Here is a 23,399-nt window from a genome sequence, read left to right on the forward strand (position 1 = left end):
TGTATTTATATTTTTTATCAGATATTAATTTACGGGATCTGGGGTGATGTTTGATTGCAAGTTCTCCGGGGGGGGGCTCAGCTGCTTTTCAGTGCATTCGCGTGCACAGGTCGATTGATCTCGTGCAGCAGTCAAAAGCTAGCGCATCCGCCGGACGATTCCCGCTCTCGCGTCCTCTCGCACGGCTTCTTGCTCGTAGGTTGCCACCATGCCCATCAACACTTCGGTCGCCACAAATGGGTGTGTGTACTGGAGCGCATTCGCCCAAGGACGATACTTCTCCGCTTGACTCCTCTCTTGATCGCCGCCTTCGCCACGCCAAACTGCCCCTCGTGAGTTGTACAGCCCTGTGCGGACGCCTTCCATCATGGCCTTCGAATGCACATCTTCCATGACGTCGCGCACAGGCGCACATGGCCAGATACCGTCGTTTCCTACGGGGGCGTGCGAAAGCAACTTCCCAATGCATACATCCGCAATATCCAGTCGGCCCAGTTCGGCGCATCCGTCTCGTACCGCTTTCACCCATTCCGCAAGCAAGCTTGCTTGGAGCTCCCCTTTTTCGTCGTGGCCGGGAACCCTATCGAGCCCATCAAGGAGCTTGTATCCACGCTCCGCAAGGTGCTGAACCTGATCAGGGGCAACCTTCCAATTCGGCGGATCTTCGCCTTCGTCGCCGCGCTTGTACGTCCACACCACAGCCTGGACATACATTTCCGGGTGCTCCTCGACGTATTTTTGGAGGTTCGGGACGCCGTGCTTCTCCCCTCTACCCCAAGGGGTCGACAGCGCGTCGATGTATGCGAACTCAAGACCGGCTTTCTGTTCCAGCGTAAGGGCGGTGCTTCTATCGATGATTGAGAACGCCTCTTGCACGTAGTACTGATCGAGCTGGAACTGGCCAGATTGATCTCGTCCCTGTTTATGGGCGATTTCCCACATGACGCGAAACAGCAATTCGGGCCCGAGCACCTCAAACTTATACTGGGCACAAGCGAACGCGGCTCGAGGTCGACCGGCCGTCAGAAGACGTTCCACGGCTTCGATGCATTCGTCGTCAACACCAAAAATCCATTCTGGGGTGACTGTGTCCCAGTACTTTCGGCCCAGCTCCGATTGAAGTTCGTCGACAATCTGCCAGCAGCTACGCCGAAAGGGGGAGAGCAGCAGCAGTTGAAGAAAGTCACCTTCGGGAAGCGCGTCCTGCACCCTCTTCAGGGTGTCGACCAATTGTTTTCCCTCTTCCAGCGCCCTCGTGGCTCCGACAATGAGGTTCTTTCTGTTCCTCGTCAGGTCCTCGGTGGACGACGACAAAGCGGTCAACAAGAAGTCGGGCACATCAGTTTTCGGCAGAATCCGTTGCATCATCAGTATCCCGATAGACGTGGCGGCATTACCTATCTCGGCAAGGTCAAAGATGCCAGCTAGTCCGTGTACCTCAAGGATTTGCTGCAAAGCGTTCGTTCTGAGTTGGGCGATGTGCTCTTCGCGCTTTCCGAAATCCATCTCGCCGTCTTGCAGTTCATCCGCAGACGTTTGGACCCAATGCTGCCGAAATAGCCACTCGTGTTTGTTGAGGAGGTCCGTCGGCTCCAACTGTCGACGTGCGATGATCGCGGCCGCCGATAGTTTTGCGAATTCGCCCTTGGTCTTTGCGCGCGCCGCGCCGCGCCGCGACAAGATGGTGGTGCGAATTTTTTCACACACAAAGGCCTTATCGCGATCCGATGCGCCGGCCTCTGCCCAAGTCTTGACTAGGTTCCACACCTCCGTTTGATGCTCTTCCGGGAGGACATAGAGGCGCTCGATCAGGTCACAGAGCATTTCCCGCGAGTAACCGTTTTGCCAATCCAGCACTATATCGATAGTTGCCCGCACGAAAGCGTGGATTAGTGCCCACGTCTTGAGGGGTTCTCCAAAGCCGTGAGCGTCGGTACGCCACTTTGGCTTGTGGCTGTAGTCCCCGGTTTGCGGACCTGCGCTGAGCTGATCCATGCAGATTCGCCAAGCGACCTCGGGAAAGCGTTTTGCCAGCAGCTTCAAGACGCCTAGGCGAGCGTCATGGTCAGCTGCAGTTTGCGGCATCCAAGCCCGGAAGATGGCTGCAAGCGAGCGGATCGGCTTGTTGGACCAGTTGTCGTTAATTTCGATGCCGGCCAGCTGGGCTAGGATGAGCGCTGCTCGGGATAGCAGATGAGGGTTCCATGCAAGCCCTTCGAGGGCCCAAAGCAGGCCAGTTCGCGGGCACCCGCCGAAGACACCGGTGCCTGCGGGCCTCATCAAGCCATAACAAGCGGGGTCACTTTTTTGTAGATCATCCTCCAAGATTGAAAGGAATGCCTCTGGTGAGGCTTCCGCGTAGGCGGTGAGGTCTCGATCGTTGGCCTCAAGAATGCGCGTGTTCAGTGGAGTAAGAAGTTGCTCTACAAGTCGAGTGACTGCTGCACTGCAGTCAAAACCAAGGCGAGCCTGGAACAGAAAGTTGCCGTGAACGGCCAACAGGACCATCGTCTCGGAAATTCCTTGTCGCAATGCGGACGAAAATTCCCGCGACTTGCCGTAAATGGACGCGGTCCAACGCTTGTCGTCGGGCAGGTCCAGCTTGGGGTCATCTTCACCGAGAACTATTCCGGCAACGTCTAGGTAATTCCGAATATCCTGCTCTGTCATCGAGCCGGCAATGGCGAAGAGCAGGTCAATCTTGGATACCACGCCTCGGTAGGTGCCTACCGACCAGACGGGGGCGTCGTTCAGCCGGGCGAGTCGTTGGAACTCCTTCTCGAGAGCCTCATAGGACTTGGCCCCAGCAAGGAGCGTGAGTGCTGTTTGGTCGGCGGGATTTGTGGCATTCCACGCGCCGATAAGCAGAAAAGGGGCTAGGCTGTGCGCTACCTGGTGGTCAGCGGCCCACTCTGGAGTCCGAACGCCAGGAACGTTTGCAAGACGTCGGCGCAGCACAGTGAGGGAGCGTCCCGATTCATTGCTGTACCTGGTGACGTCGTCGCGGCCGTATCCCATCGCCTCAAGTGCGGAGCGGAACGCCTCGTAGTTCACAGGCTCGAGGACTATGTCCGGATTGGCATTCGCTGCGTTGCGTGGGCAGACAACTATGGTATGTATTAAGCGCGTGAATGGACCGAGCTCTCGCTCGACTGCGGTGTTTGCCGCAACGGCGATGAAATTCTTGGCGCCTTGCGCCAGCTTGGGTAGAACTCCCTGCTTATCGATAACGAGGACGCGATCGCGAAAGCTCGCGAGTTCGTCTCCTCCGGCAGGGCTGAAGAGCTGGGCCAAGAATGCCAGCGCTTCTTCGGTTGAATCGGCGGCTATAACCACCGGCGCCTCGGGCTGCTTCCTGAGCAATGGCAACAGGGTGCGCTCTGCGCTTGCGACCGACGAGGCAAACAACGACCCAGAGAGCGGCGGATTTGCTACGTTCGCCCAGTCGCGCCAGCATTTGTCGAGCGAGCGCACGCCCTCGGAGTCGTGCTCTGTTTCGTTTGCGAACCAAGTCTGCGCGGAAAGAGACTGTTCGAACCATTGTTCTAGGTCGCTGGAGTCGTACGCACGCACATCCTTCCAGAGTCCCTTGGCTTTGTTGGTTTCGATCCATTTATCTTTGGCTGGCCAGTGGCGTGGGGTAACGAACACGAACGTTGTTTGATCGCGCTCCTCCTTCTTGAGGGCTTTCACGCTTTTCGCAAAATCGCCGTCGGCTTTGCCCTTAACGTCTTCGTTGACCCCAAATTCCCAGCCAGACATGCCCTCGGGAATCCAGGGTGTTGCACGAGTGGATACGATGTAGCCGTCCCAACCAGGTCGTTCTGCATCGTCGTTTCCCGGAAAGTCGATTTTCGTGATCCCGTCGCAGGTAGAGTTCGCAAGTGTGCGTAGCAGAACCGAAAATCGAGTGCGCGCGGCGATGTTTCGCACAACCCACTTCTCGATGTCGGTGGCCTTTATGCCCAAGAAGGGGGGGACATACGGCATGGCGTCCGCCGGCACTCCTTTCGCCTTGGATTGAGCGGCGTCGTATGCGGCCTGCATGTCGAGCAGGTCTTGAGCCGGAATGCCAAAGGCGATTTCAATGCGCGACGCCATTTGGGGCGTCACTGCTGCGTGACCATTGAGGAGGTTGGAGAGAGCGGGTCTGCCGACGCCGACTAACTTTGCGGCGGCTACAACCGAGAGCTTTCTTGGTGCCAGCACCGAGGAGCGGATGTGCTGGCCTGGATGGCTAGGAATTGAAGCGTTGGGTGCGTCCGAGCCGCGGTCGGGGATGCCTGTTGCCTTAGACATGTGACGCCTCAAATCGAAATCGAGATGAGGTTAATGTAGCGTGTAGCGCTACAGAATACAAAAATGAATTGCTGCAAGAAAATTGCGGCGAATAATGCACATTTGTGGCCCATCTATTTCGTTGGTGTCGGCAAGTGACGCATCTTCGACGCACATGACCCGCTAGACAGGGTAGCGGCCAAGTTTCATAGGAAACGACGCAACTTCGACGCATTGGGGAAACCGATTCGTCTTCGCTTTCACAGCGATGACGAAATTGACGCAGAAACGACGCATCTTTGACGCATCTCGGCTCGAGCGTCCATGCGGCGAGCGCTCCTAGCTTGGTCCAAGCTTGCGTCGTTGCGCGCTGGCGATCTTGAAGCGAGCCAGCTTGTCGACTTTGGGCGAGTGTTTCACTGGCCGGGATGTCTGGACTCCGAGCGGCTTGACTCTTTCGCCTCCTCTCTTGCCGTGAGTCGCACGGCCGTACCGACCAATCGAGTAGTCCGATAGATGCCCCATGAACATCGCTGCCTCATCGAGGGGCACGTCAGGATCTGCCTTCAAATCCGACGCAACTTGATGGCGAAAGCAGTACGGGCTCACACGTGTTCGCAGCTTTGGAAACACGGCTTTGCCTAGAGCAATCACGGAGTTGTAGAGGTAATCGGCCTTGTGGGTCACCCAAGCCTCGCCATCCGTCCCATTCTGCTCGGCAAACTCACGCAGCGTTTGCAGGGCAGGGTGGGTATCTGGGGGCGGCCCAATTTCGAACTTGTATGCCCTCGTGCGTATCCCCCTTTCTTCGCTGCATTTAGCTCCCGACACGGCGATTAGGAGCGCGCCATTGCGATACAGGATGCGCACCCCTCGCTCGATCTCGGTCGGCCGGCAGCCGATCACGCGCAGTAGGGCTAGCGCGGGTAGTAGCTGCGGCCGCGATTCGCGCCAGTCCAGTTGGGACGCGCGATCGAACATGGTTTCCCGCCAGTCTGGTGGCAGCAACTTGAGTGCGGACTTTTTTGCCTTCCCCATCTGAGTGGTCTCGGTAGTTGGGTCGGTGTTTAACGGTTCGTTCGCCGTCTAATGGATCGATTTCTCGATGGTTCGCACGCGGCTCAAAACCACCCCCGGGATGCGATGCATCCCGACCCCTGAGGGGTGTGGGGCTGACTGACTTTGGGTACCAATTCGCCATGTCTGCGCATGTCGGAATTGACACCCAAAGTCAGCCAGCCCCCCTTGTCCGACATGAGGGTCGGACAAGGGACCGACATTGGTTTTCTGTGCGATGAAATCGGCATGCACGGGTGCCAATGGGTGGTGCGCTAATGTGGTTGGTGTCAGCGCATGCGGGGTTCGCTAGAGCGTGGGGGAGCGGTTTGCACCCCAGCGGTTGCCATGGCGTGCCGTCCTTCCCGCGTCCGCCCGTGGACAACCGCGCTGCCCACAGCGCACGGCTGTGGACAGCCGCCACCATTGGCGGCGGTCCCCCGGTTGCCACACCGGCTCCTCGCGGCCACCCCTTCGGGGCTGACGCGCCGCGAGGCGGCTTGCCCGAGCTGAGAGAGAAAGCCACCCCCAACTTCTTCCTGCAAGCAATCAGCGGTAGTTCAATGAATTGGCATCCGCGCGCGCCGTCGCGCCCGAATCGAGCCGCCCGGGGACCCGGTGTAGCCGGGGAGAGCGGCGACCCGAAGCGGAGCGGAGGGGCGATTCGGCTGTGCATGCGGTCAGCCGCGATCACTGCAGGCCCCGCCTTGAACCAGGACGTTGTCGGGGTTGTCCGGATCCCATACCCGCTGTACTGAGCCGTCTGAGTAGCTGTAGATGGTCCATCCGGGGCAGCCATAGCCAACCGAAACCAAAGCGGGCGCTGTGGGCACCACTGCGGCAGGCGGTGGCGATGGCGGTTGGCATCCCGGCGCGCTCCAAACCGAGCCCATCCAGACGGGTGGGGTCGTTTGCCTGTAGCCAGTTGGGCAAACGGGCGGAGGAATTGCCCCGTGTTGAATTGGAGATACGCAAGTCGAGTCCTGATATCCCGGAGAGCACAGTGCCGGTGCTGCCAGAGCATTGGGCCCTGCCAACAGCATCAACGTCACCAATCGAATTTTTGGGCGTGGCCTCATCTTGTTCCCTTATTTTTGAATTTGAATGCGAGCAAATCGCTGAAGCAGCAGCGCTGCAGGGTCAGCTTTAACTCCGCAGCTGCGCTGCTGGGCAAGTGAGCAAGTCGCTTCGATGGCGTTGTCCACAGGGCTCCGCTGGTAGAGAGAAGGTAGAAAGAAGGTAGAGGGCAAAAACAGGCTGAAAAACTCAATGGATACAAAGGGTTGTGGGCTTGGTGTGCGACGTAACCCCGAAAAGCAGCGACGTAACCCCGATAAAGCGCGATGTAACCCCGATAGGGCCGCGACGTAACCCCGATGACCGTCATAGCTTCACCCATACCGCTTGAGTCCGCCCTTTGGTGCTAGTTTCGATGCGACCGCCAGCGATGATGTCGAGCCGTTCGAGTTCCCGCATGGCGCGCTCCAACGCCCCCAAGAAATCCCGCATGCGACCGGTGTATTCCAGCTTTGCTTTGAGCCAATCGAGCGAATGCCGCTGAACGTTGTCGTCAGAAGTAGCCACCAGGCGCTGCAGTGCCTTGGCCATGTCCTGTCGGACACCAAAGCGAAGCCGTTTGTCCCAGTCGATCAAAGCGAACTCGCGGTTTTCAAACATGAGCCGCCAGCGAGGATCGATGCGCAGCGTGTACGACTCAGTCAGATCGTCGAAATCGAAGCCCTCAACCATGTGTAGCGCGCGATTCTTCCCGACAGATAGCTTTGGCTTGCCGTCCTTCGCGCGAACCTCGATGACCAGCATTGCGAAGGTCAGGGTCTGCATCGTTCGGTTGAGCCATTTGTATTCGTAGTTGCCGGTCTGCCGTCCGATCGAACGCAGAAATTCCGCCCGCTTGATGACGACAGGCTCTCCCAACGCCCTGCGGCTTGCTTCGTGCATGGCTTGCATCCAAACGTCCGCCTGAGCCTCGTCCAGTTGCTCGCCCCAAAACTTGATGACTGCATCGCCGCGGCTGACGAGAACGGTGTCCTTGTGGATACGTTTTCGCCCACGAGCAACCGGCGCGAAAAGGCTTGAACGGGCGATATGATTAGGCATCGCTCGCATGAACTCGTCCATGCCAGGCAGGAAGAGTTGTTGCGGCTCCAACGCGTCGCGTCGTGCCTCAATGGATTCCGTCGCGCGCTGTTGAACGCGGGTAGGAATCTGGATGCGATCAATCGCCAGGCCCGGGCTGCCCGTCTCAACAGGCGCGAGGGCGCTCACATTGGAGACCTCGTCCATAGTGCAAGGAGCAACTATCCAGAACCGCGTCAAAAGACGTTCTGCGCTGCCTGGCGGGGTCTGCCGCGGCGTGGCTTGTCTGCAATTTCACGCGGCTGAGTTGTGGGCAAATTCTTGATCCAGTCACGAACGTCACTGGCTCGCCAACGGACGTAGCGGTTTTGCCGAAACACGGGCGTGGGCAACGCGGCTGGGTCTCGGCACAAGATGTGGTAGATCGCGTTGCGTGTTTTGCCGATGAGCTCGCCGAACTCATCAGGCGTCAGCAACGCAGCCCCATCCATCTGCGCGAATGCCACACGGAAATCGCTTATTTCCCTAGCCATGGTCTTTCCCCGTACCTTCCTGGTATCCATCAGTTTTGCTAGGATGCTTTCAGGTCGTATGCAGAACAAAAGGGCATTTGGGGAGGTTTTAATGGACGGTGAGCGACAACGCTGGAAGTCCGGGCGACATGCAGATGGCGACCATGGCCAACGGCGATTGAAGGACCTCACCTCCGCACTGCTGCGTTTTATCGAAAGGAACTCAAGGCTTCCGCGAGCGGAACTGGAGTATCTGTATGGTCTCGGCCTTTCCGGCCCTTATGACCGGGAGACAGGTCAGGAGTGGCGGCGGTATGCATGCCCACGATACGATGCAGGAGACGACCGTCATAACAAGCAGGCGCTTCGTATCGAACGACTACGGCAGGTAGCTGCAGACGCCATAGTCATGGGGCATGTCACTCAGGAAGAGCTGCGAGCGTTGGGATTGCTGCAGCTACTGGATGAGGGAGATCCCTGTGGCCGTTTTCAACGAGAGAGAAGAGCCCTCAAAGATTTTGCTGCGGGCCTGAGACGGTACTCGACGGGCAGGGCGCCCCTTGCGCCAGCAGGCCGAAGTGGCGGCTGCCCCCCTAAGCTGAACAAGGCTACCGATGCGGAGAAGCTCGAGTGGGACAGGTTGTGGCGCTCTCATTTGGCGAGTCTTGGCGGGGAGGTCTTTGAAGATCGGGATTCAGTCACGGAACAAGACCTCTTGCTGCAGGAGTTCATCTATCAAGAGGAAGAGCGCGTCGTTACGGACGAGGATTACCGGTTATTAGAGGACGGAGATCAACCATTTGATCCGAGACGCCCGAATGGAGCTGCGCTCAATCGGCTACGTATTCGATTTCAGGGAGGGAACGTCGATGCGCCTTGGTACCCGCAATACCGGCACCAGGACACGGGCTGGCGCCAAACGTACCCAGAACCGTGGGCTGGAATCTCGGTTGAAGCTATGACCGACGATGAAATCGACCTGCTTTTCGATCAACTCGAGAAGAGTCTTGCTGCATCTGCTTGCAGGAGGGAGGGTACGTGGGCTTAGTCAAGGACGTTCAAGAGGCAGTCAAGGCGTTTGGGGAGATTGCTGTCAAGCCCCTTCTGGCCGTCGCTGTCGGCGCTGGCTTCTTGATTTTCGTGCCCACCTCAGTCTTAGACCTTCTGGGTGTCGTCAAGTTGGTCAAAGAGTTTCGTCCGTGGTTGGGCATTGCCTTCACGTTGTCTTGCGCATATTTACTCGCACATGGTGTCATCTACGTTTGGAATGCCTTCAAGCAATGGCTCGCAACTAGGCGTACGCAGAAGCGGCGAGAGCGGGCCTTGTTAAGGCTCACCCCTGATGAGAAGGCGCGGCTAGCTCCCTACATCCTTGGTAGAAAGGCCTCGGTTACGTATGCAATTGGGGACGGAGTGGTCGGTGGTTTGGAGGCAAAGAGGATTCTGTATCGCTCGTCCGCCATCGGTCATGCTATCAGCGGCTTCCCGTATAACTTGGAGCCGTGGGCGCGCGAGTCGCTGGAGAAGAATCCCTCTTTGCTTGATGGGGCTTTACAGCAGGCCACTGAGCCTCACGCATGGATGTCGCGCTGATGCATCAAACAGGTATCAGAGTGTGATTGGGGCATTGGTGACACAGTGGCGAGGTGGGCCAACGCACAGCGACCAATTTGAACACGACCGGCTGGAGCGTCTGGGTCGGTTGCAGACCGAATCGGTCTGCAACCCGCCCGTTCAGAGCAACGTACTGTTCTTCCCTAGGTCCATGTCGCCCTTGGCCAGCATTGGGCCCAGGAAGGCTTGGTATGAGTCCCAGTCTTCAAACAGTTCGGGGCTGACCTTGTAATTGTTCAGATCGCCGGTGATCCGAATTATCGCGATACCGTCCCCATTGCCCAACATCCGGCGAATCGAGGCTTCGCAATCTTGGTGCCGCAGCAGGTATGCCAAGGACAGTAGCCCCAGTACCGAGCCCTTGCGACGGTCATCCGCATGCATCAACTCTTCAACGGGCAGCTCTGCCAGGAACGCCATCAACGTTGCTGGAATTTCGTCGATGTCTTCCACGTCCTTGGTCATGTTCTGGGCATAGGATATCGCGTCGAGATGACGCGAGACCGGTACCGTGTTCGTGTGATATAGGTTCTCCCAATGCGTAAGCACAGTCGTGCTATCGGGATGTCGATCGGCTGGATATCGTTTCATTGTCAGATCTGGAGTGGTGTGCCGGCAGCATACCGAACTAGGCTTTACTCGGCACCTAAAGCCCAGAGAACTTACTTAAGGTGTCATCCCGGGCAAGACCGAATCTCTAGTGCGGGTCATCTGTCGCCGGCAACTTGACCTCGAGCCGCTGCCCTAAGGCCGACGAGGGCATAGAGCATGACCCGCCGAAGGGCGCTGAGGAGGTCGCGCTAAGTCGCCGTGTTTTGCTGCGGGAACTTGAAGGACTACTTGGCCAGCAAGGCGAGCCTGCGTGGTCGCGGTTGCTAAGACTTAGGAAAATTCCGATGTCATCACTTCGAATCCTCACCTACAAACGCACGCATATCGGTGATCCGGATTGGACCGGGCAATTTGGCGTTAACGATTGCATGGGCGCTGTGCGAAACCGTCGCTTTGATGCCGTGATCGGTGTCGGTGGCATTGGGCCGGAGCCGCAGAGCTGCGGAATAGCCGGAAAGCTGACGTGGGTGGGCGTCGGACCTCGCCGCCGCCAAGGAGGCAAGGACTGGCGGGGTGACATCGTCTCGTTCAAGCAATTCATGCTGTTGGATGCGAAAGGCCCCGATTTTCGTCGCATCGCCCCGAATCTCGCTCGCCGCCTCTTTGACGGTGGGGCGAGAGCATTGCTTGACGACTACACGCGGATCGAGTTTCAAGAAGCGCTGGCGATCGTTACACAGGTGCAGAAGCTGTCTGCCGGGGCGTCGAGAAGCACCGTTGTCGCGACGTTCGGAAGCGCAAGTCGTCCCTGCCGCGTGCGGCTTGGGACCTGCCCGCCGCGTCACGTGCACGGCGAAGATTTGCGACTGAATCTGAAGAGCATTACGGCAAGCTGTCGCAATACGTCAAATCCGGCGAGGTGAAAGAAGGGGGCGGGGACTCGACAAGATTCCTTGAGGTAACCACGACAGCTTCCGGCATCCCGGGACTGAGTTTGCGTGCGGCTGTCCTGGGCCACACTACCGCGAGGGTCAGCGACCAAGCAGTTCACGCTGACATGCCATCACCAAACCGCGCCAGCCAGGGGCGTCTGGATCGACACCATACTTGGCGCGTACCATCTGCTTGGCTTCCCACTCGACGGCGGCCAATTGCGCGGCGGTAGGTTGGGACAGTCGGCCGGAAGTGTTTTCTATTTCGGTCTGCTTCTTCAATGCTTGCAACTGCAACTGCAACTGCAACTGCAACTGCAACTGCAACTGCAACTGCAACTGCAACTGCAACTGCAACTGCAACTGCAACTGCAACTGCAACTGGAGATGATGCCTTTGCAGGCTAGCTCGTTCAAGCGCCAGTTGGTGCTCCGCCTCAAACCGCGCAATTAATCGTGCGGTATTCTGCGCGAGCAGTTGCCGTTCCTCTACAGAGAGCACTCGACCTGTACCTCCGCCATAGCGCGGCGCACCAAGCTGGTCATGAAAAAGCCGGCCATAGCAATCCGATCCGTAGACGCCCATCACGTCGCCGTGGCGAACAATATGGACTCGCTTGTAGACCGCATGGCCACAACCGGGCGCTTGACAGACGACCCTGTCTTCGCGGTCAACCTCGATGATTACCAGTAGCTCCGCATCCATACCGTTCATTGATCGTTACTTGATTTGAGGTTCGCCTATGTCATTGGGCCGATGCAATTATCGGCAACGACAGTCGTGAGCGCTGACCCGAAAGAGTGGCCAGCCCGCGGAGTTCGTCAATTGCACTTCGGCCGCCCGCAGCGGAAGATTCAAATGCGGGCAATGCGTGCACGCTCTGCCTTGCGGGTGCAATTTGCGGAAGGTCTGGCCAGGGTGTTTGGACGTCCCACCAGAACGCAGCCAGAGCACTACGAGTACCCTTGAACTCAAATGGCCATAGGCGGGAGCGTTGTTTTCGGAGCCATGATGCGGCGTCGTCGCGACTACCCACTGCGTTGGGTCGAACGGCCAATCCAACAACGCGTCTTCATAGCTGGTCCCATGCCCTAAGGGTGAGTCGCCGGTGAACACGACACCGAGGTCATCGGGCCAACCCATGCTGGGAGAGAAGAACACCAAACACTCTTCGTTGACCGGGGTGAGCCGCGCCGCGTAACTCAGTGCGATGGCAGGAGGCGGCGGCACCGTGAGTTCAACGGAGTTCAGCGGAAGCAACAGCCCGGGTGCCCCACCGGATGCTCGATGCGTCCGGCTGAACTCGCCGAAGTCGAACCATCGCACCGTGACATCGTGACGAATCGCCTGCACTGCGATTTTCCGAATGCGCTCGGCGGTGTCGATCAAGCCGATCCAGAACGCGGTCCAACGGCGATTTAACTGCATTTTCGCCGCTCGATACCTGATCGATCTGCGTCCGTTGGCGAAAACCTTGGTGTACGTGGCATCGAGGTCGACGTTTTCCGCTTGCTCCTTCAGCCACGTCAGACCAGTCTCGCCATCGCGCCGCGTCGTTTCGAATCGAGTGTTCTGCTGCTCGCCTCGTGCAATGCGCCGTTGTTTGGCAATACGGGCATGTACACGTGCCTCGAACGCGTCGTCATCCTGGTCCGGGCTGCCTGCATCGTCGGGCCCGAACTCTTCAAGTTCCGCGATCAGCGCGTCCACCACTCGGCGAGGGTTTCGCAAGAGTCCTGGCAGCGTTTCGGACCAGGCGCCCGGTAACCACAACTCGTCCACTTGCAGAGATGGCGCCCTATCCAGCAGGTCTGTCAAACCGCCCGCATGGTCCCGATCGGCATGTGTACAGACCACTATGTGCAGATGATTGACACCGACTCCGGGAGCAGACAGGGCTGAGATCAAGGCCTGACTACCGTATCCGCCGTCCACGAGGATATTGTGTCCGTCCCGCCGAAGGAGAAAAGATTCACCGGGTATGGGCAGCGCCAAGAGTTTGTTCATAATGATTCGAGATTGCTTTATACGGTGCACCCGCGCGGTTCCGGGAGACGGGCAAACGCGATATTTAACCCCGCCATTTGTTACCAGCCGTGCCCCCCTTCCGTGGGGTAATGTCTGCGCAGTTCTCTATTTGATGGTGACGGCCGTCCCTCGACTTCACTGGACTGGCCTTCAGCTAGGAGAGGTGAGATATGCATGGGTTCGCCATGTTTTTGGCTGTTGCTGGTTTCCTCGTGGGACTCGCTGCTTCTTACTACTGGTGGAAGGCGAGTCGCGTCGCCACGCTTCCAACGTGGTCTGATGCCCTTGAACCCGTTGATCCAGCGTTGTCAAATGCCGGCTGGGTAGCGGGCATCGTCAATGCTGCGTCACAGGCAGCGAAGCTCAATCAGGTCGCAGCTGTTCTAACTGCGATTGCAGTGGTTCTGACCACGGGTTCGGGGCTTGCCGGACCAGGGATGTAGAGCATCTACGATGAGCAAGCGTTTTCTTGGAAAGCGGTGCGTCTACTGCGGAAAACAAGGGGTCTTCAGTACTGGTGACCACGTGATTGCCCGAGGCTTTTTCCTTCCCTCCGAGCGTGCAAATCTCCCGCAGGTGCCATCGTGCGCACAGTGCAACAATGAAAAGTCCCGCTTGGAGCACTACTTGGTGACCGTACTGCCGTTTGGAGCGAGGCATGCCGCTGCGCGCCGCACCATGGACGAACTAGTGCCACCGCGGCTCAACAAAAATGCGAGGCTGCATCGAGAGCTTCTAGATGCCTGGAACAAACAGTGGCGTGGAGACTATGCGCCGCGCGGGTCGATGGCGCTGCCCCTTGATAGTGAGCGAGTTACGCGTCTGTGTGAGTACATCATGATTGGACTAGCGTGGCATCACTGGGAGGCAGACTTATCTCCGCCGATTCAGCTACGCGCCTCGTTCTTCAACCGCGCGGGAGTAATGGCCTTCGAAAAGTTGTTCGCGGATAGCCGTTGGGCGCGGCGACTCGATGTCACGCTGGGTGCAGGAACGTTTACATATCGGGCGGCACAAGATCCTAGTGCTTCATCGCGCACAATGTGGCGCTTCTCCATCTATGGCATGGTGCTAGGCGGCGTTCCGGGCCAACCACACGCTCTAGCTGATGCCGTCTTCGGTTTGTCGAGCCCAGTGTCGGCCGGGTAACTATCCGGCGCCTAGCTTCTTAGGCGCCCGCTTGTGGCGGTGCAAAAGCGGTGCACCTAGGCAGGCTCTTCAGGGCAACTGACGGCAGCCTAAGGGAGAGGAAACCCAGTAGACTCAAGGCTGTGCAGCAAATCTGTACACAAGTAGCTGGGCCAATTTTCGTTTCACACGGCAGGGGTCACAGGTTCAATCCCTGTACCACCACCAAACAAGCGAGAAATCGCTTAAAAGGCCCTCAGGCAAATGCCGAGGGCCTTTTTCTTTTGTCCGCGTTCTCCGTGCGGGCTTTTCCGGCCGATTCACCGTCGCGCCCGGCACAAACCTCCCTTGGCGCAAAAAAGAGACACCTTTGGTCGATCCGTTTCGGTCTTTCGACCACGGGCTGTGGGCACGCGTCGGGGCGACAAAGGCCGTTTTGCCCCATGCTTTGCACAATGCTGTGTTGCGCGCCAAAAAGAAAAGCTGCCACTACAAGCGTAGGTCTGCTGGTAAGCGCCACGTGCAGTACCACAGTTGGCGAGACACGAAAACGCAGGGATATCCCCCTCCTGGATTCAGCGTGCGCGCGGGAACTCGCACAGATCGGTTACGTACCAACCTGCGAGCGCGGGCGGGTGGCATGGGTACGCTTTCTGCTGTGCTCGGGATAGCCGATCGTCGTGGTGCATGCGTGTTGATGCATCGTGCAAGGTCCGTTTAGCACTTGATGCTGTCGAGCGCTAACGCAATTGCGACGGTTGTGCACCATTCCAGGCTCTCAACCGTTCTTGTGATCATCGGTGATTCGTCTACAGTGGAATCAGCAACGCACGCAAGAACTAGCCTGGCTCTCGCTTGTTGGTGTGGAGTAGGGAAGAAATCTACGGGGGAGATATGGATATTTTCCGCCACTACGCAACGCGTTTTGAAGCTCGCAAAGAGGACGAGTACAGCATCCAGGAGTATCTGGATATCTGCAAAAAAGACTCGACCGCCTATGCGACTGCCGCGGAGCGCATGCTCACCGCGATTGGTCAGCCTGAACTGGTGGACACTCACCACGATCCTCGGCTGTCACGATTGTTCTTCAACAAGGTCATCAAGATCTACCCGGCTTTCCGGGAGTTCTATGGCATGGAGGACACGATCGAACAGATCGTTTCCTTCTTCAAACATGCCGCGCAGGGCCTTGAGGAACGCAAACAGATTCTTTACCTGCTCGGGCCTCCGGGCGGCGGCAAATCCTCGCTTGCCGAGAAGTTGAAGGCGCTGATGGAGCAGATTCCCATCTACGCGCTCCAGGGCTCGCCTATTCACGAGTCCCCGCTCGGGCTGTTCTCGCCCGACGAAGACGGCAAGATTCTGGAGGAAGACTACGGCATCCCGAGACGCTATCTGAACACGATTGCCTCGCCCTGGGCGGTCAAGCGGCTGCATGAGTTCAATGGCGACATCACGCGTTTCCGCGTGGTGAAGCTGCATCCGTCGGTGCTGTCGCAGATTGCGATTTCCAAGACGGAGCCGGGCGACGAAAACAATCAGGACATTTCGTCTCTGGTGGGCAAGGTCGACATTCGCAAGCTGGAGGACTATCCGCAGGACGATCCGGATGCGTATTCGTATTCGGGCGGGCTGTGCCTGGCCAACCGCGGGCTGCTCGAGTTCGTCGAGATGTTCAAGGCGCCGATCAAGGTCTTGCACCCGCTGCTGACGGCCACGCAGGAAGGCAATTACAAGGGCACGGAGGGCTTTGGCGCGATCCCGTTTGATGGCGTCATCCTGGCGCACTCGAACGAGGCGGAGTGGCAGAGCTTCAAGTCCGATCGCAACAACGAGGCGTTCCTTGATCGCATTTACATCGTCAAGGTGCCGTATTGCCTGCGCGTGTCGGACGAGGTGAAGATCTACGACAAGCTGCTGCGCAACAGCTCGCTGGCCGCGGCGCCGTGCGCGCCGAACACGCTGAAAATGATGGCGCAGTTCGCGGTGCTCACACGCATCAAGGAGCCCGAGAATTCCAACATCTTCTCGAAGATGCGCGTGTACGACGGCGAGAGCCTGAAAGATGTCGACCCGAAAGCAAAGTCGTATCAGGAGTACCGCGACTTTGCCGGCATCGACGAGGGCATGACGGGCTTGTCGACGCGCTTTGCCTTCAAGGTGCTCTCGAAGGTCTTCAACTTCGATGGGACGGAAGTGGCGGCCAATCCGGTGCACTTGCTGTATGTGCTCGAGCAGCAGATCGAGCGCGAGCAGTTCCCACCGGAGACGGAATCCAAGCTGATGTCCTATATCAAGGAATACCTCACGTCGCCGTACGTGGAGTTCATCGGCAAGGAGATTCAGACCTCGTATCTGGAGTCCTATTCGGAGTACGGGCAGAACATCTTCGACCGCTACGTGGTGTTTGCCGACCTCTGGATTCAGGATCAGGAATATCGCGATCCGAACACGGGCGAGATTCTCGATCGCAGCGCGTTGAACGATGAGTTGGAGAAGGTGGAAAAACCGGCGGGCATTTCCAACCCGAAGGATTTCCGCAACGAGATCGTCAATTTCGTGCTTCGGGCGCGGGCCAAGAACGGAGGCAAGAACCCGGTCTGGACGAGCTACGAGAAGTTGCGCGCGGTGATCGAGAAGCGGATGTTCTCGACCACGGAGGATCTGCTGCCCGTGATCTCGTTCAATGCCAAGTCGTCGCATGACGACAAGGAGAAGCACGAGAACTTCGTGAACCGCATGGTGGAGAAGGGCTATACCCAGAAGCAGGTGCGCTTGCTGGTGGAGTGGTATCTGCGCGTCAGGAAGTCATCTTAAGGAGGTAAGGAGAGGGCAAGGACACCCAGCGAACTTCCAATCGAGGGCAGTCACATGGGCACGATCATTGATCGGCGGGAGAACGGTGGCGGCAAAAGCACCGTCAACAAGCAACGCTTTATCAAGCGTTACCGAGACCAGATCCGCCGTGCGGTGGCCAAGGCGGTGACGGGTCGCAAGATCATGGACATCGAGCAGAGCGGTCAGGTGTCCATTCCCGTCAAGGACATCTCCGAGCCCATGTTCCACCACGGCTCGGGCGGGCGCCGAGAAGGCGTTCACCCGGGCAACAAAGAGTTCATTCGCGGCGACAGCTTCGACCGCCCGCAGCAGGGCAGCGGCGGCTCCGGTTCGCAGGCCAGCGACTCGGGCGAGGGCGAAGACGATTTCATCTTCACGCTCTCGCGCGAGGACTTTCTCAACTTCTTTTTCGAAGACATGGCGTTGCCCGATCTTGCCAAGCGCAGCCTGGCCAAGATCGCGGAGGTGCGCAAGGTGCGCGCGGGTTTTTCGCTCGATGGCACGCCGTCCAACCTGTCGATTCTGCGTACGATGCGCAGCTCGCTCGGTCGCCGCATTGCGTTGTCCAGCCCGTATCAGCGCCGTCTGCATGAGCTGGAAGGCGAGTACAACGAGGAGCTGGAAAACGACGGCCCTTACAGCGTGCGCGCGCAAGAGCTGATGAAGGAGATGCGACATCTGCGCTCGTGCCTGGATCGCGTGCCGTTCATTGAAAAGCTCGACCTGCGCTACAACAACCGCGTGCTGCGCAAGCGTCCGCAGGCGCAGGCAGTGATGTTCTGCGTGATGGACGTATCCGGCTCGATGGACGAGTCGCGCAAGGACTTGGCCAAGCGCTTCTTCATGCTGCTCTACCTGTTCCTCAAGCGGAACTACGAACGCATCGACGTCGTCTTCATCCGCCACCACACCGTGGCCAAGGAAGTGGATGAAGAGGATTTCTTTCACTCACGGGAGTCGGGCGGCACTGTTGTGTCGAGCGCACTCAAGTTGATGGCGGAAGTGATTCAGGAGCGCTATTCACCAAGCCAATGGAACATCTACTGCGCGCAGGCTTCGGATGGCGACAACTGGGCAGGGGACTCGGAGCTGTGCGCCAAGATACTGCGCGAAACGATCCTGCCGCTGACGCAGTATTACGCCTATGTTGAGGTGGTCTCCACGGAGCCGCAGAACCTGTGGGAGGAGTATCTTACGTTGAAGGCTGGGCACGAGAACTTCGCGATGCAGCGCATCCTCAAGGCGGACGAAATCTATCCGGTGTTGCACGAGCTGTTTCAGAAGCGCGCCGCCTGATCGCTGATCGGGCCGCAGGAGTTGCTGCCAGCCCGGCACTGCCGCCGCGCAATGGCAGCGTGTGCCATGGCGAGCACGCCACCTGTGACCCTGTGTGATGGACCAACGGGAACGAGCATGGCCTACCTATCTACGGGCTCGGAGTGGACCTTCGAGCTGATCAGGCGCTACGACCAAAGCATCGCCCAGATTGCCGCAGATTTCGGCCTGGACACCTATCCGAACCAGATCGAGATCATCACCGCCGAGCAGATGCTCGACGCCTATGCGTCGTCCGGCCTGCCACTGGGCTACAACCATTGGTCATACGGCAAGCACTTCCTCGCATCGGAGCGCGGTTACCAGCGCGGCCTCATGGGGTTGGCGTACGAGATCGTCATCAACTCGAACCCCTGCATCGCTTATCTGATGGAGGAGAACACGATGCCGATGCAGGCGCTGACCATCGCGCATGCCTGCTACGGCCACAACTCCTTCTTCAAGGGCAATTACCTGTTCCGGACGTGGACGAACGCGGACGCCATCGTCGATTACCTGCTCTTCGCCAAGAACTACGTGGCCGAATGCGAGCAGCGCTACGGCGAGCAGGAGGTGGAACTGCTGCTCGACTCCTGTCACGCGTTGCAGAACTACGGTGTCGATCGTTATCGACGACCGAAGAAGCTGTCGATCAACGAAGAGCAGGCTCGCCAGGCTGAACGCGAGAAATACCTTGAAGCACAGGTGAACGACCTGTGGCGTACGCTGCCCACGCACCGGGCACGTGCGCTGGCAACCGCAGACGACGTGCCGGAACCTGATCCGCAGTTTCCGCCCGAGCCGGAAGAGAACCTGCTGTACTTCATCGAGAAGAACGCGCCCAAGTTGCAGCCGTGGCAACGAGAAATCGTGCGCATCGTGCGCAAGATCGCGCAGTACTTTTATCCGCAGCGCCAGACCAAGGTGATGAACGAAGGCTGGGCCACCTTCTGGCACTACACCATCCTGCACAAGCTGTACGACGAGAAACTCGTCAACGACGCCTTCATGCTCGAGCTGCTGCAGGCGCATACCAACGTGATCTATCAGCCGCCATTCAATAGCCCGTACTACAGCGGCCTGAACCCATACACGCTCGGCTTTCTGATGTTCCAGGACATCCGGCGCATTTGCGAATCGCCAGAAGAAGAGGATTACCGCTGGGCGCCCGAGATTGCCGGCAGCGATTGGCAGAAGACACTCGATTTCGCCATGCGCAACTTCAAGGACGAGAGCTTCCTGTTGCAATTCCTCTCCCCGCGCGTGATCCGCGAGTTGAAGCTGTTCTCTGTGCTCGATGACGATCGCGACGCCAAGTTGCGCGTCACCGCGATCCACGACGACGATGGCTATCGCAAGATCCGCGAGTTGTTGGCAGGGCAGTACGACCTCTCGAACATCGAGCCCAACATCCAGGTGACCAACGTTGATGTGGGCGGAGATCGCTCATTGACGCTGCGCCATTTACAGAGCAACCGACGCCCGCTTGGGCCGAACTACGAAGAGATGCTGCGGCACGTCGTACGCCTATGGGGCTTTACGTGCCGGCTGGAGGTGGTCTACGAAGACGGGCGACGCGAGATGAAACACGAGTGCAAGCCTGACTAGCCCACATTCGTTTCCACAAGGCCGGCTTCGCGCTGGCCTTCTTTTTGTCCGCCGCAGGCGCGGATGTCGGCCATGCTGCCCGTCGCTTCGCTACATGCCGAAGCGGAAATGACCGCTACGCAGCACGATGTTGTGCGAATCCGTCAGCTTGAACAGCGAACGCGCCATGTCTTCAATGGTGCCGCGGTGGCTTTCCATAGCTTGCAGCAGATCCTCCTGCCGCCACGAGCGGGCGCCGAAATGCTCTTCGAGCGCTTCTGCCGTCACCGCATAGCGGGCTGGGACGCCGTCGACGCTTGCCGTGCAGGTAAGCGTGAGGTCCGCAGCGCAATAGCGTGGCGGGCTGGCGTGGAATTCAATGGTTTCCATGGGCGGCCTCCATGAAAAAACGGCGATGCACCGTGCGCCGCCTTCCAACCAGTGTATGGCGCGATTGCGTGAATGCAATGTGGTCGGCTCAGTGTTTTCACCCCGCGGTGAACCCTGGGGCCCGTGACGTCCGAAAAAGGCAGGGGAGGCCACGGGCAGGTGCATGTCGCGGCGCTACATCGCACACATCTGCAGGCGGACGAGGCTGGCCTTGCAGCGCGAGAGCCAGAGCGCGGCCTCGGTCCGGTTGTTGACGCCAATTTGCCGGAACAGCGCGTACAGATGGTTTTTGATGGTGCCTTCAGCTACGTTGAGCACGCGGCAAATCTGCTTGTTGGATTTGCCCTCTGCAAGCAGTTGCAGCACCTCATGTTGCCGCGGCGTGAGTCGGCGCCAGAGTTCGGCCGGGCTTTCTCCTGAGCTTTGGCGCGGATCGTCGGGAAACAGATTACTGATGGGCGGCAAGTAGACCGCGCCTGAGGTAATGCGCAGCAGGGCTTCGAGCAGAACGTCGGCCGTGGCTTGCCGGTCGACCACGCCGGCCGCGCCAAAGCGCAGCGCATCGCCCACCACGTGCCGGCCGACCGCTTGCACCGTCAGCAGCACGGGCACTTCCGGCAACACCGCTTTCAACTCCGACAGGCGCTGCCGTGCGTCGTCGTCCTGTGCGCTCCATTCCATCACAACGGCGCTGGGTTCGGCTTGCCTGCAAGCCGGTCCGATTTGCTCAACGTAGTGAGTATCGATAAACACACCCTGCGCGTCGAGTGCATTCAATACATTGGACACACCTGCCGCAAAAAGCGGCAAGCTATCGATTACCAGAATATTCATCGACCCCTCGTACTTCAGTTAATTATTTTCGGCGAAACCGATTATTTTGTAGGGCGGGATCGATCCGGATGCATTGAAACGGAAGTTCAGTGCCGAAAGTCACGGGCCGCCTGTCGATACGTACTGGGCCGCTGTTCCGTGGCCTTGGCTGGGACTTTCGAGGCATCGAACCCCGTAGGAAAAACTCTTACTTTGGATTCGGGCACACAAACCTGTGCGTCCAAATAATTCAATGTGAGGAGTTTTAAATGGACAACGGACTTATCGGGTCGGTTATCAATGCGCTGCCGATCGACAAGATGATCTCTGCGCCGCTGCAGGCCATGATCGCAGCGCAAACCACGGCGGCAAAATCCTATGCGGATTTTCTGCTGCAGGTGTGTATTCAGAACGGCAAAGCCGTTGCGGTGCAATTTGACTACGACGAAACCATCGTCGACGAGAAGGGGGTGTCGCAGGGCACGATCCAGAAGACGATGCGCATTCCGCTGCTGTGCGCGGTCGTGCATCCGGTGATCGCCATCGAGGAAGGCACGATCGACTTCGAGCTGGAGATTTCGCAGTCGGAGAAATCGTCGTCCAGCACCGAGGCCGAAGGGTCGTTCCAGGCCAAGCTCGGCTGGGGCCCGTTCAGCGTGTCGGTGTCGGGACGCGCCTCGCATAAGTCGGAGCAGACCCGTAGTACCGACACGCGTGCCAAGTACTCCTTCCACACCCAGGTCAAGCGTCAGAACCCGCCGGAAGCGCTGATGCGCGTGATGGAGTTCTTGACTGACGCGGCAACCAAGCCGGTGGTCGTCAAGGGCAAGGAGAACGACGTCAAGCCGCTGCCGGCCACGCCGACCGACGGCACGATGGTCGGCGAAAAGGTGCCGGCTGGCGGCAACGCGCCGGCCCCGGCCCCGGCAAATCCGTAAGCCGCCACGGCGACGGACGCCGGCCGGCCTCCCCACGGCCGGTGTCCTGATCGGTGCGCGCCTGCCGCGCGCCGCCTATTGATCTGATCGATCCGACCGACCCGACACCATGTTCAATCTCTTCAGCCGCCGCGGGCGTGATGATGACCGTGCGTCGTCAGCGCCCGCCACACCACCTGCGCCGCCCGCCAGCGCGCCACCAGCGCCACCTGTGTCTTCCAATGCCGCACCGTTTCCCGAGACTGCGTCCGATGCGTCTCCGCCGTCGCCACCGGGTTCGTCTCCGCCTGGCGGTGGCAACGGCGGTGGAAGCAACAGCAACAGCCACGGTCACCCGGGCTTGAATGGCCTGACGCTCGACGACATCACGCGCGGCATGCAGCATGCCGCAGCCTCCGCCAATCAGATGCTTGCGCAGCAATACACCGCGCTGCTCGACCAGTTTTTTGATGCCGACGACAGCGGCACGCTGGTCGCCCGCGAGGTGGAACTTGCGCTCGACAGTCAGCACCGGCTGGCGCTGCCGCTGGTCTCGTTGGCGATGCCGCGCGGCATCGCGCTCGATGAAATGACGGTGAACATGACCGTGCGCAGCGACATCGCCGAGGCCCTGCCTTTACACGGCGCTGCCGGCGGCGCCGTTGGCCGGTTCTACGTCTCGCTCGCGCCGCATTCCAAGCGGGATACGGGCCGCGATAGCGAGCACATCGACATCGAGATGAAGTTCACGGCGCTGCAGCCGCCAGAAGCGGTGATGCGGCTGATTGACGAATACACGAATCGGCTGGTGCCAAGGCCCGTGCAACCGAATGCAGCCGGTTCCGGTGGCCCCGACACCACCAGCACGCCCCAGGAGAAGAGCGATGAGCACTGAGCACAACCCGCGCACCACCGGCGAGCGAGGCCTCGCGCTGATCAAGGAATCGGAAGGACTGCGTCTGTCGACGTATCTGGATGCGGTTGGCAAGCCGACGATCGGCTATGGCCACCTGATTCGTCCCGGCGAGACCTTCAAGGGGCCGATCTCGCAGCAGCAGGCCGAAGCGCTGCTGCGCAAAGACCTCGCCGACACCGAGCAAGGCATCGCCAAGGCCGTGCGCGTGTCGATCACGCAGGGTCAGTTCGACGCGCTGGCGTCCTTCGTCTTCAACCTGGGGGCGGGGCGGCTGCGCTCGTCAACGCTGCTGCGCAAGCTCAACGCCGGTGATTACGTCGGCGCGGCCAACCAGTTCCTGCTGTGGGACAAGGCCGGCGGCAAGCCGCTCAAGGGGCTGACGAAGCGTCGTCAGGCCGAACGCAAGTTGTTCCTGTCCTGATTCACC

The 23,399-nt window shown here is 58.9% G+C and carries 18 protein-coding genes; 9 read left to right on the plus strand and 9 right to left on the minus strand.

Annotation, left to right across the window (positions count from 1 at the left end; translation table 11 throughout):
* Positions 1-138: 138 nt before the first annotated feature.
* The 4 genes from BM136_RS01990 to BM136_RS02005 form a co-directional block, all read right to left on the minus strand.
* Positions 139-4,299: a HigA family addiction module antitoxin gene (locus tag BM136_RS01990; protein WP_092969839.1), complete on the minus strand. Its 4,161-nt coding sequence runs from the start codon at positions 4,297-4,299 to the stop codon at positions 139-141.
* 318 nt (positions 4,300-4,617) lie between these two features.
* Positions 4,618-5,259, minus strand: a complete 642-nt coding sequence (locus BM136_RS01995) for a site-specific integrase (protein WP_254775596.1) — start codon at positions 5,257-5,259, stop codon at positions 4,618-4,620.
* 1,458 nt (positions 5,260-6,717) lie between these two features.
* The gene (locus BM136_RS02000; protein ID WP_139219331.1) at positions 6,718-7,638 is read right to left on the minus strand and encodes a replication initiation protein; all 921 of its coding nucleotides are present in this window, start codon (positions 7,636-7,638) and stop codon (positions 6,718-6,720) included.
* 29 nt (positions 7,639-7,667) lie between these two features.
* Positions 7,668-7,994: a helix-turn-helix transcriptional regulator gene (locus BM136_RS02005; RefSeq protein ID WP_092969843.1), complete on the minus strand. Its 327-nt coding sequence runs from the start codon at positions 7,992-7,994 to the stop codon at positions 7,668-7,670.
* Between the two features lie 987 nt (positions 7,995-8,981).
* Between BM136_RS02005 and BM136_RS02015 the strand changes: the two genes are divergently transcribed.
* Positions 8,982-9,536, plus strand: coding sequence for a superinfection exclusion B family protein (locus BM136_RS02015; RefSeq protein ID WP_175537057.1), 555 nt, complete (start codon positions 8,982-8,984; stop codon positions 9,534-9,536).
* A gap of 141 nt (positions 9,537-9,677) precedes the next feature.
* Here BM136_RS02015 and BM136_RS02020 read toward each other — a convergent pair whose 3' ends face one another.
* Positions 9,678-10,022 (minus strand): hypothetical protein, encoded by a 345-nt coding sequence (locus BM136_RS02020; protein WP_092969849.1) that lies wholly within the window; start codon positions 10,020-10,022, stop codon positions 9,678-9,680.
* A 431-nt stretch (positions 10,023-10,453) separates the two neighbouring features.
* On the opposite strand from BM136_RS02020, the gene BM136_RS02025 reads away from it, so the two are divergent.
* Positions 10,454-11,032, plus strand: coding sequence for a hypothetical protein (locus tag BM136_RS02025; protein ID WP_092969851.1), 579 nt, complete (start codon positions 10,454-10,456; stop codon positions 11,030-11,032).
* Between the two features lie 108 nt (positions 11,033-11,140).
* Here the strand turns inward: BM136_RS02025 and BM136_RS25080 are convergent, their stop codons facing one another.
* Positions 11,141-11,755 carry a hypothetical protein gene (locus BM136_RS25080; RefSeq protein WP_139219332.1) on the minus strand — a complete coding sequence of 205 codons (615 nt, stop codon included), beginning with the start codon at positions 11,753-11,755 and terminating at the stop codon, positions 11,141-11,143.
* Between the two features lie 48 nt (positions 11,756-11,803).
* The gene (locus BM136_RS02035; RefSeq protein WP_092969855.1) at positions 11,804-13,048 is read right to left on the minus strand and encodes an MBL fold metallo-hydrolase; all 1,245 of its coding nucleotides are present in this window, start codon (positions 13,046-13,048) and stop codon (positions 11,804-11,806) included.
* Positions 13,049-13,239: 191 nt separating this feature from the next.
* Here BM136_RS02035 and BM136_RS25085 point away from each other — a divergent pair, with 191 nt between their 5' ends.
* The 4 genes from BM136_RS25085 to BM136_RS02050 all read left to right on the plus strand — a co-directional run bounded on the left by BM136_RS25085 (position 13,240) and on the right by BM136_RS02050 (position 19,957).
* On the plus strand, positions 13,240-13,512 hold the full coding sequence (locus BM136_RS25085; protein WP_139219333.1) for a hypothetical protein: 273 nt from the start codon (positions 13,240-13,242) through the stop codon (positions 13,510-13,512).
* A 1,579-nt stretch (positions 13,513-15,091) separates the two neighbouring features.
* Positions 15,092-17,014 (plus strand): PrkA family serine protein kinase, encoded by a 1,923-nt coding sequence (locus BM136_RS02040; protein ID WP_024975416.1) that lies wholly within the window; start codon positions 15,092-15,094, stop codon positions 17,012-17,014.
* A gap of 54 nt (positions 17,015-17,068) precedes the next feature.
* Positions 17,069-18,331 carry a YeaH/YhbH family protein gene (locus tag BM136_RS02045; protein WP_092969857.1) on the plus strand — a complete coding sequence of 421 codons (1,263 nt, stop codon included), beginning with the start codon at positions 17,069-17,071 and terminating at the stop codon, positions 18,329-18,331.
* Positions 18,332-18,448: 117 nt separating this feature from the next.
* Positions 18,449-19,957 (plus strand): SpoVR family protein, encoded by a 1,509-nt coding sequence (locus BM136_RS02050; RefSeq protein WP_092969859.1) that lies wholly within the window; start codon positions 18,449-18,451, stop codon positions 19,955-19,957.
* Positions 19,958-20,047: 90 nt separating this feature from the next.
* Here BM136_RS02050 and BM136_RS02055 read toward each other — a convergent pair whose 3' ends face one another.
* On the minus strand, positions 20,048-20,326 hold the full coding sequence (locus BM136_RS02055; protein WP_092969861.1) for a DUF1488 family protein: 279 nt from the start codon (positions 20,324-20,326) through the stop codon (positions 20,048-20,050).
* 174 nt (positions 20,327-20,500) lie between these two features.
* A complete protein-coding gene (locus BM136_RS02060) occupies positions 20,501-21,160 on the minus strand; it encodes a response regulator transcription factor (protein ID WP_092969863.1) in 660 nt (219 codons plus the stop codon).
* Positions 21,161-21,408: 248 nt separating this feature from the next.
* Here BM136_RS02060 and BM136_RS02065 point away from each other — a divergent pair, with 248 nt between their 5' ends.
* From BM136_RS02065 to BM136_RS02075, 3 genes are all read left to right on the plus strand, one after another.
* On the plus strand, positions 21,409-22,077 hold the full coding sequence (locus BM136_RS02065) for a DUF2589 domain-containing protein (RefSeq protein ID WP_092969865.1): 669 nt from the start codon (positions 21,409-21,411) through the stop codon (positions 22,075-22,077).
* A 109-nt stretch (positions 22,078-22,186) separates the two neighbouring features.
* The gene (locus BM136_RS02070) at positions 22,187-22,951 is read left to right on the plus strand and encodes a DUF2589 domain-containing protein (protein ID WP_092969867.1); all 765 of its coding nucleotides are present in this window, start codon (positions 22,187-22,189) and stop codon (positions 22,949-22,951) included.
* Positions 22,941-23,393 carry a lysozyme gene (locus BM136_RS02075; protein WP_092969869.1) on the plus strand — a complete coding sequence of 151 codons (453 nt, stop codon included), beginning with the start codon at positions 22,941-22,943 and terminating at the stop codon, positions 23,391-23,393. The genes BM136_RS02070 and BM136_RS02075 overlap by 11 nt, the downstream gene beginning before the upstream one ends.
* The last annotated feature ends 6 nt before the right edge of the window (positions 23,394-23,399 follow it).

The sequence above is a fragment of the Ralstonia sp. NFACC01 genome (assembly GCF_900115545.1).
Taxonomy (GTDB): Bacteria; Pseudomonadota; Gammaproteobacteria; order Burkholderiales; family Burkholderiaceae; genus Ralstonia; species Ralstonia mojiangensis.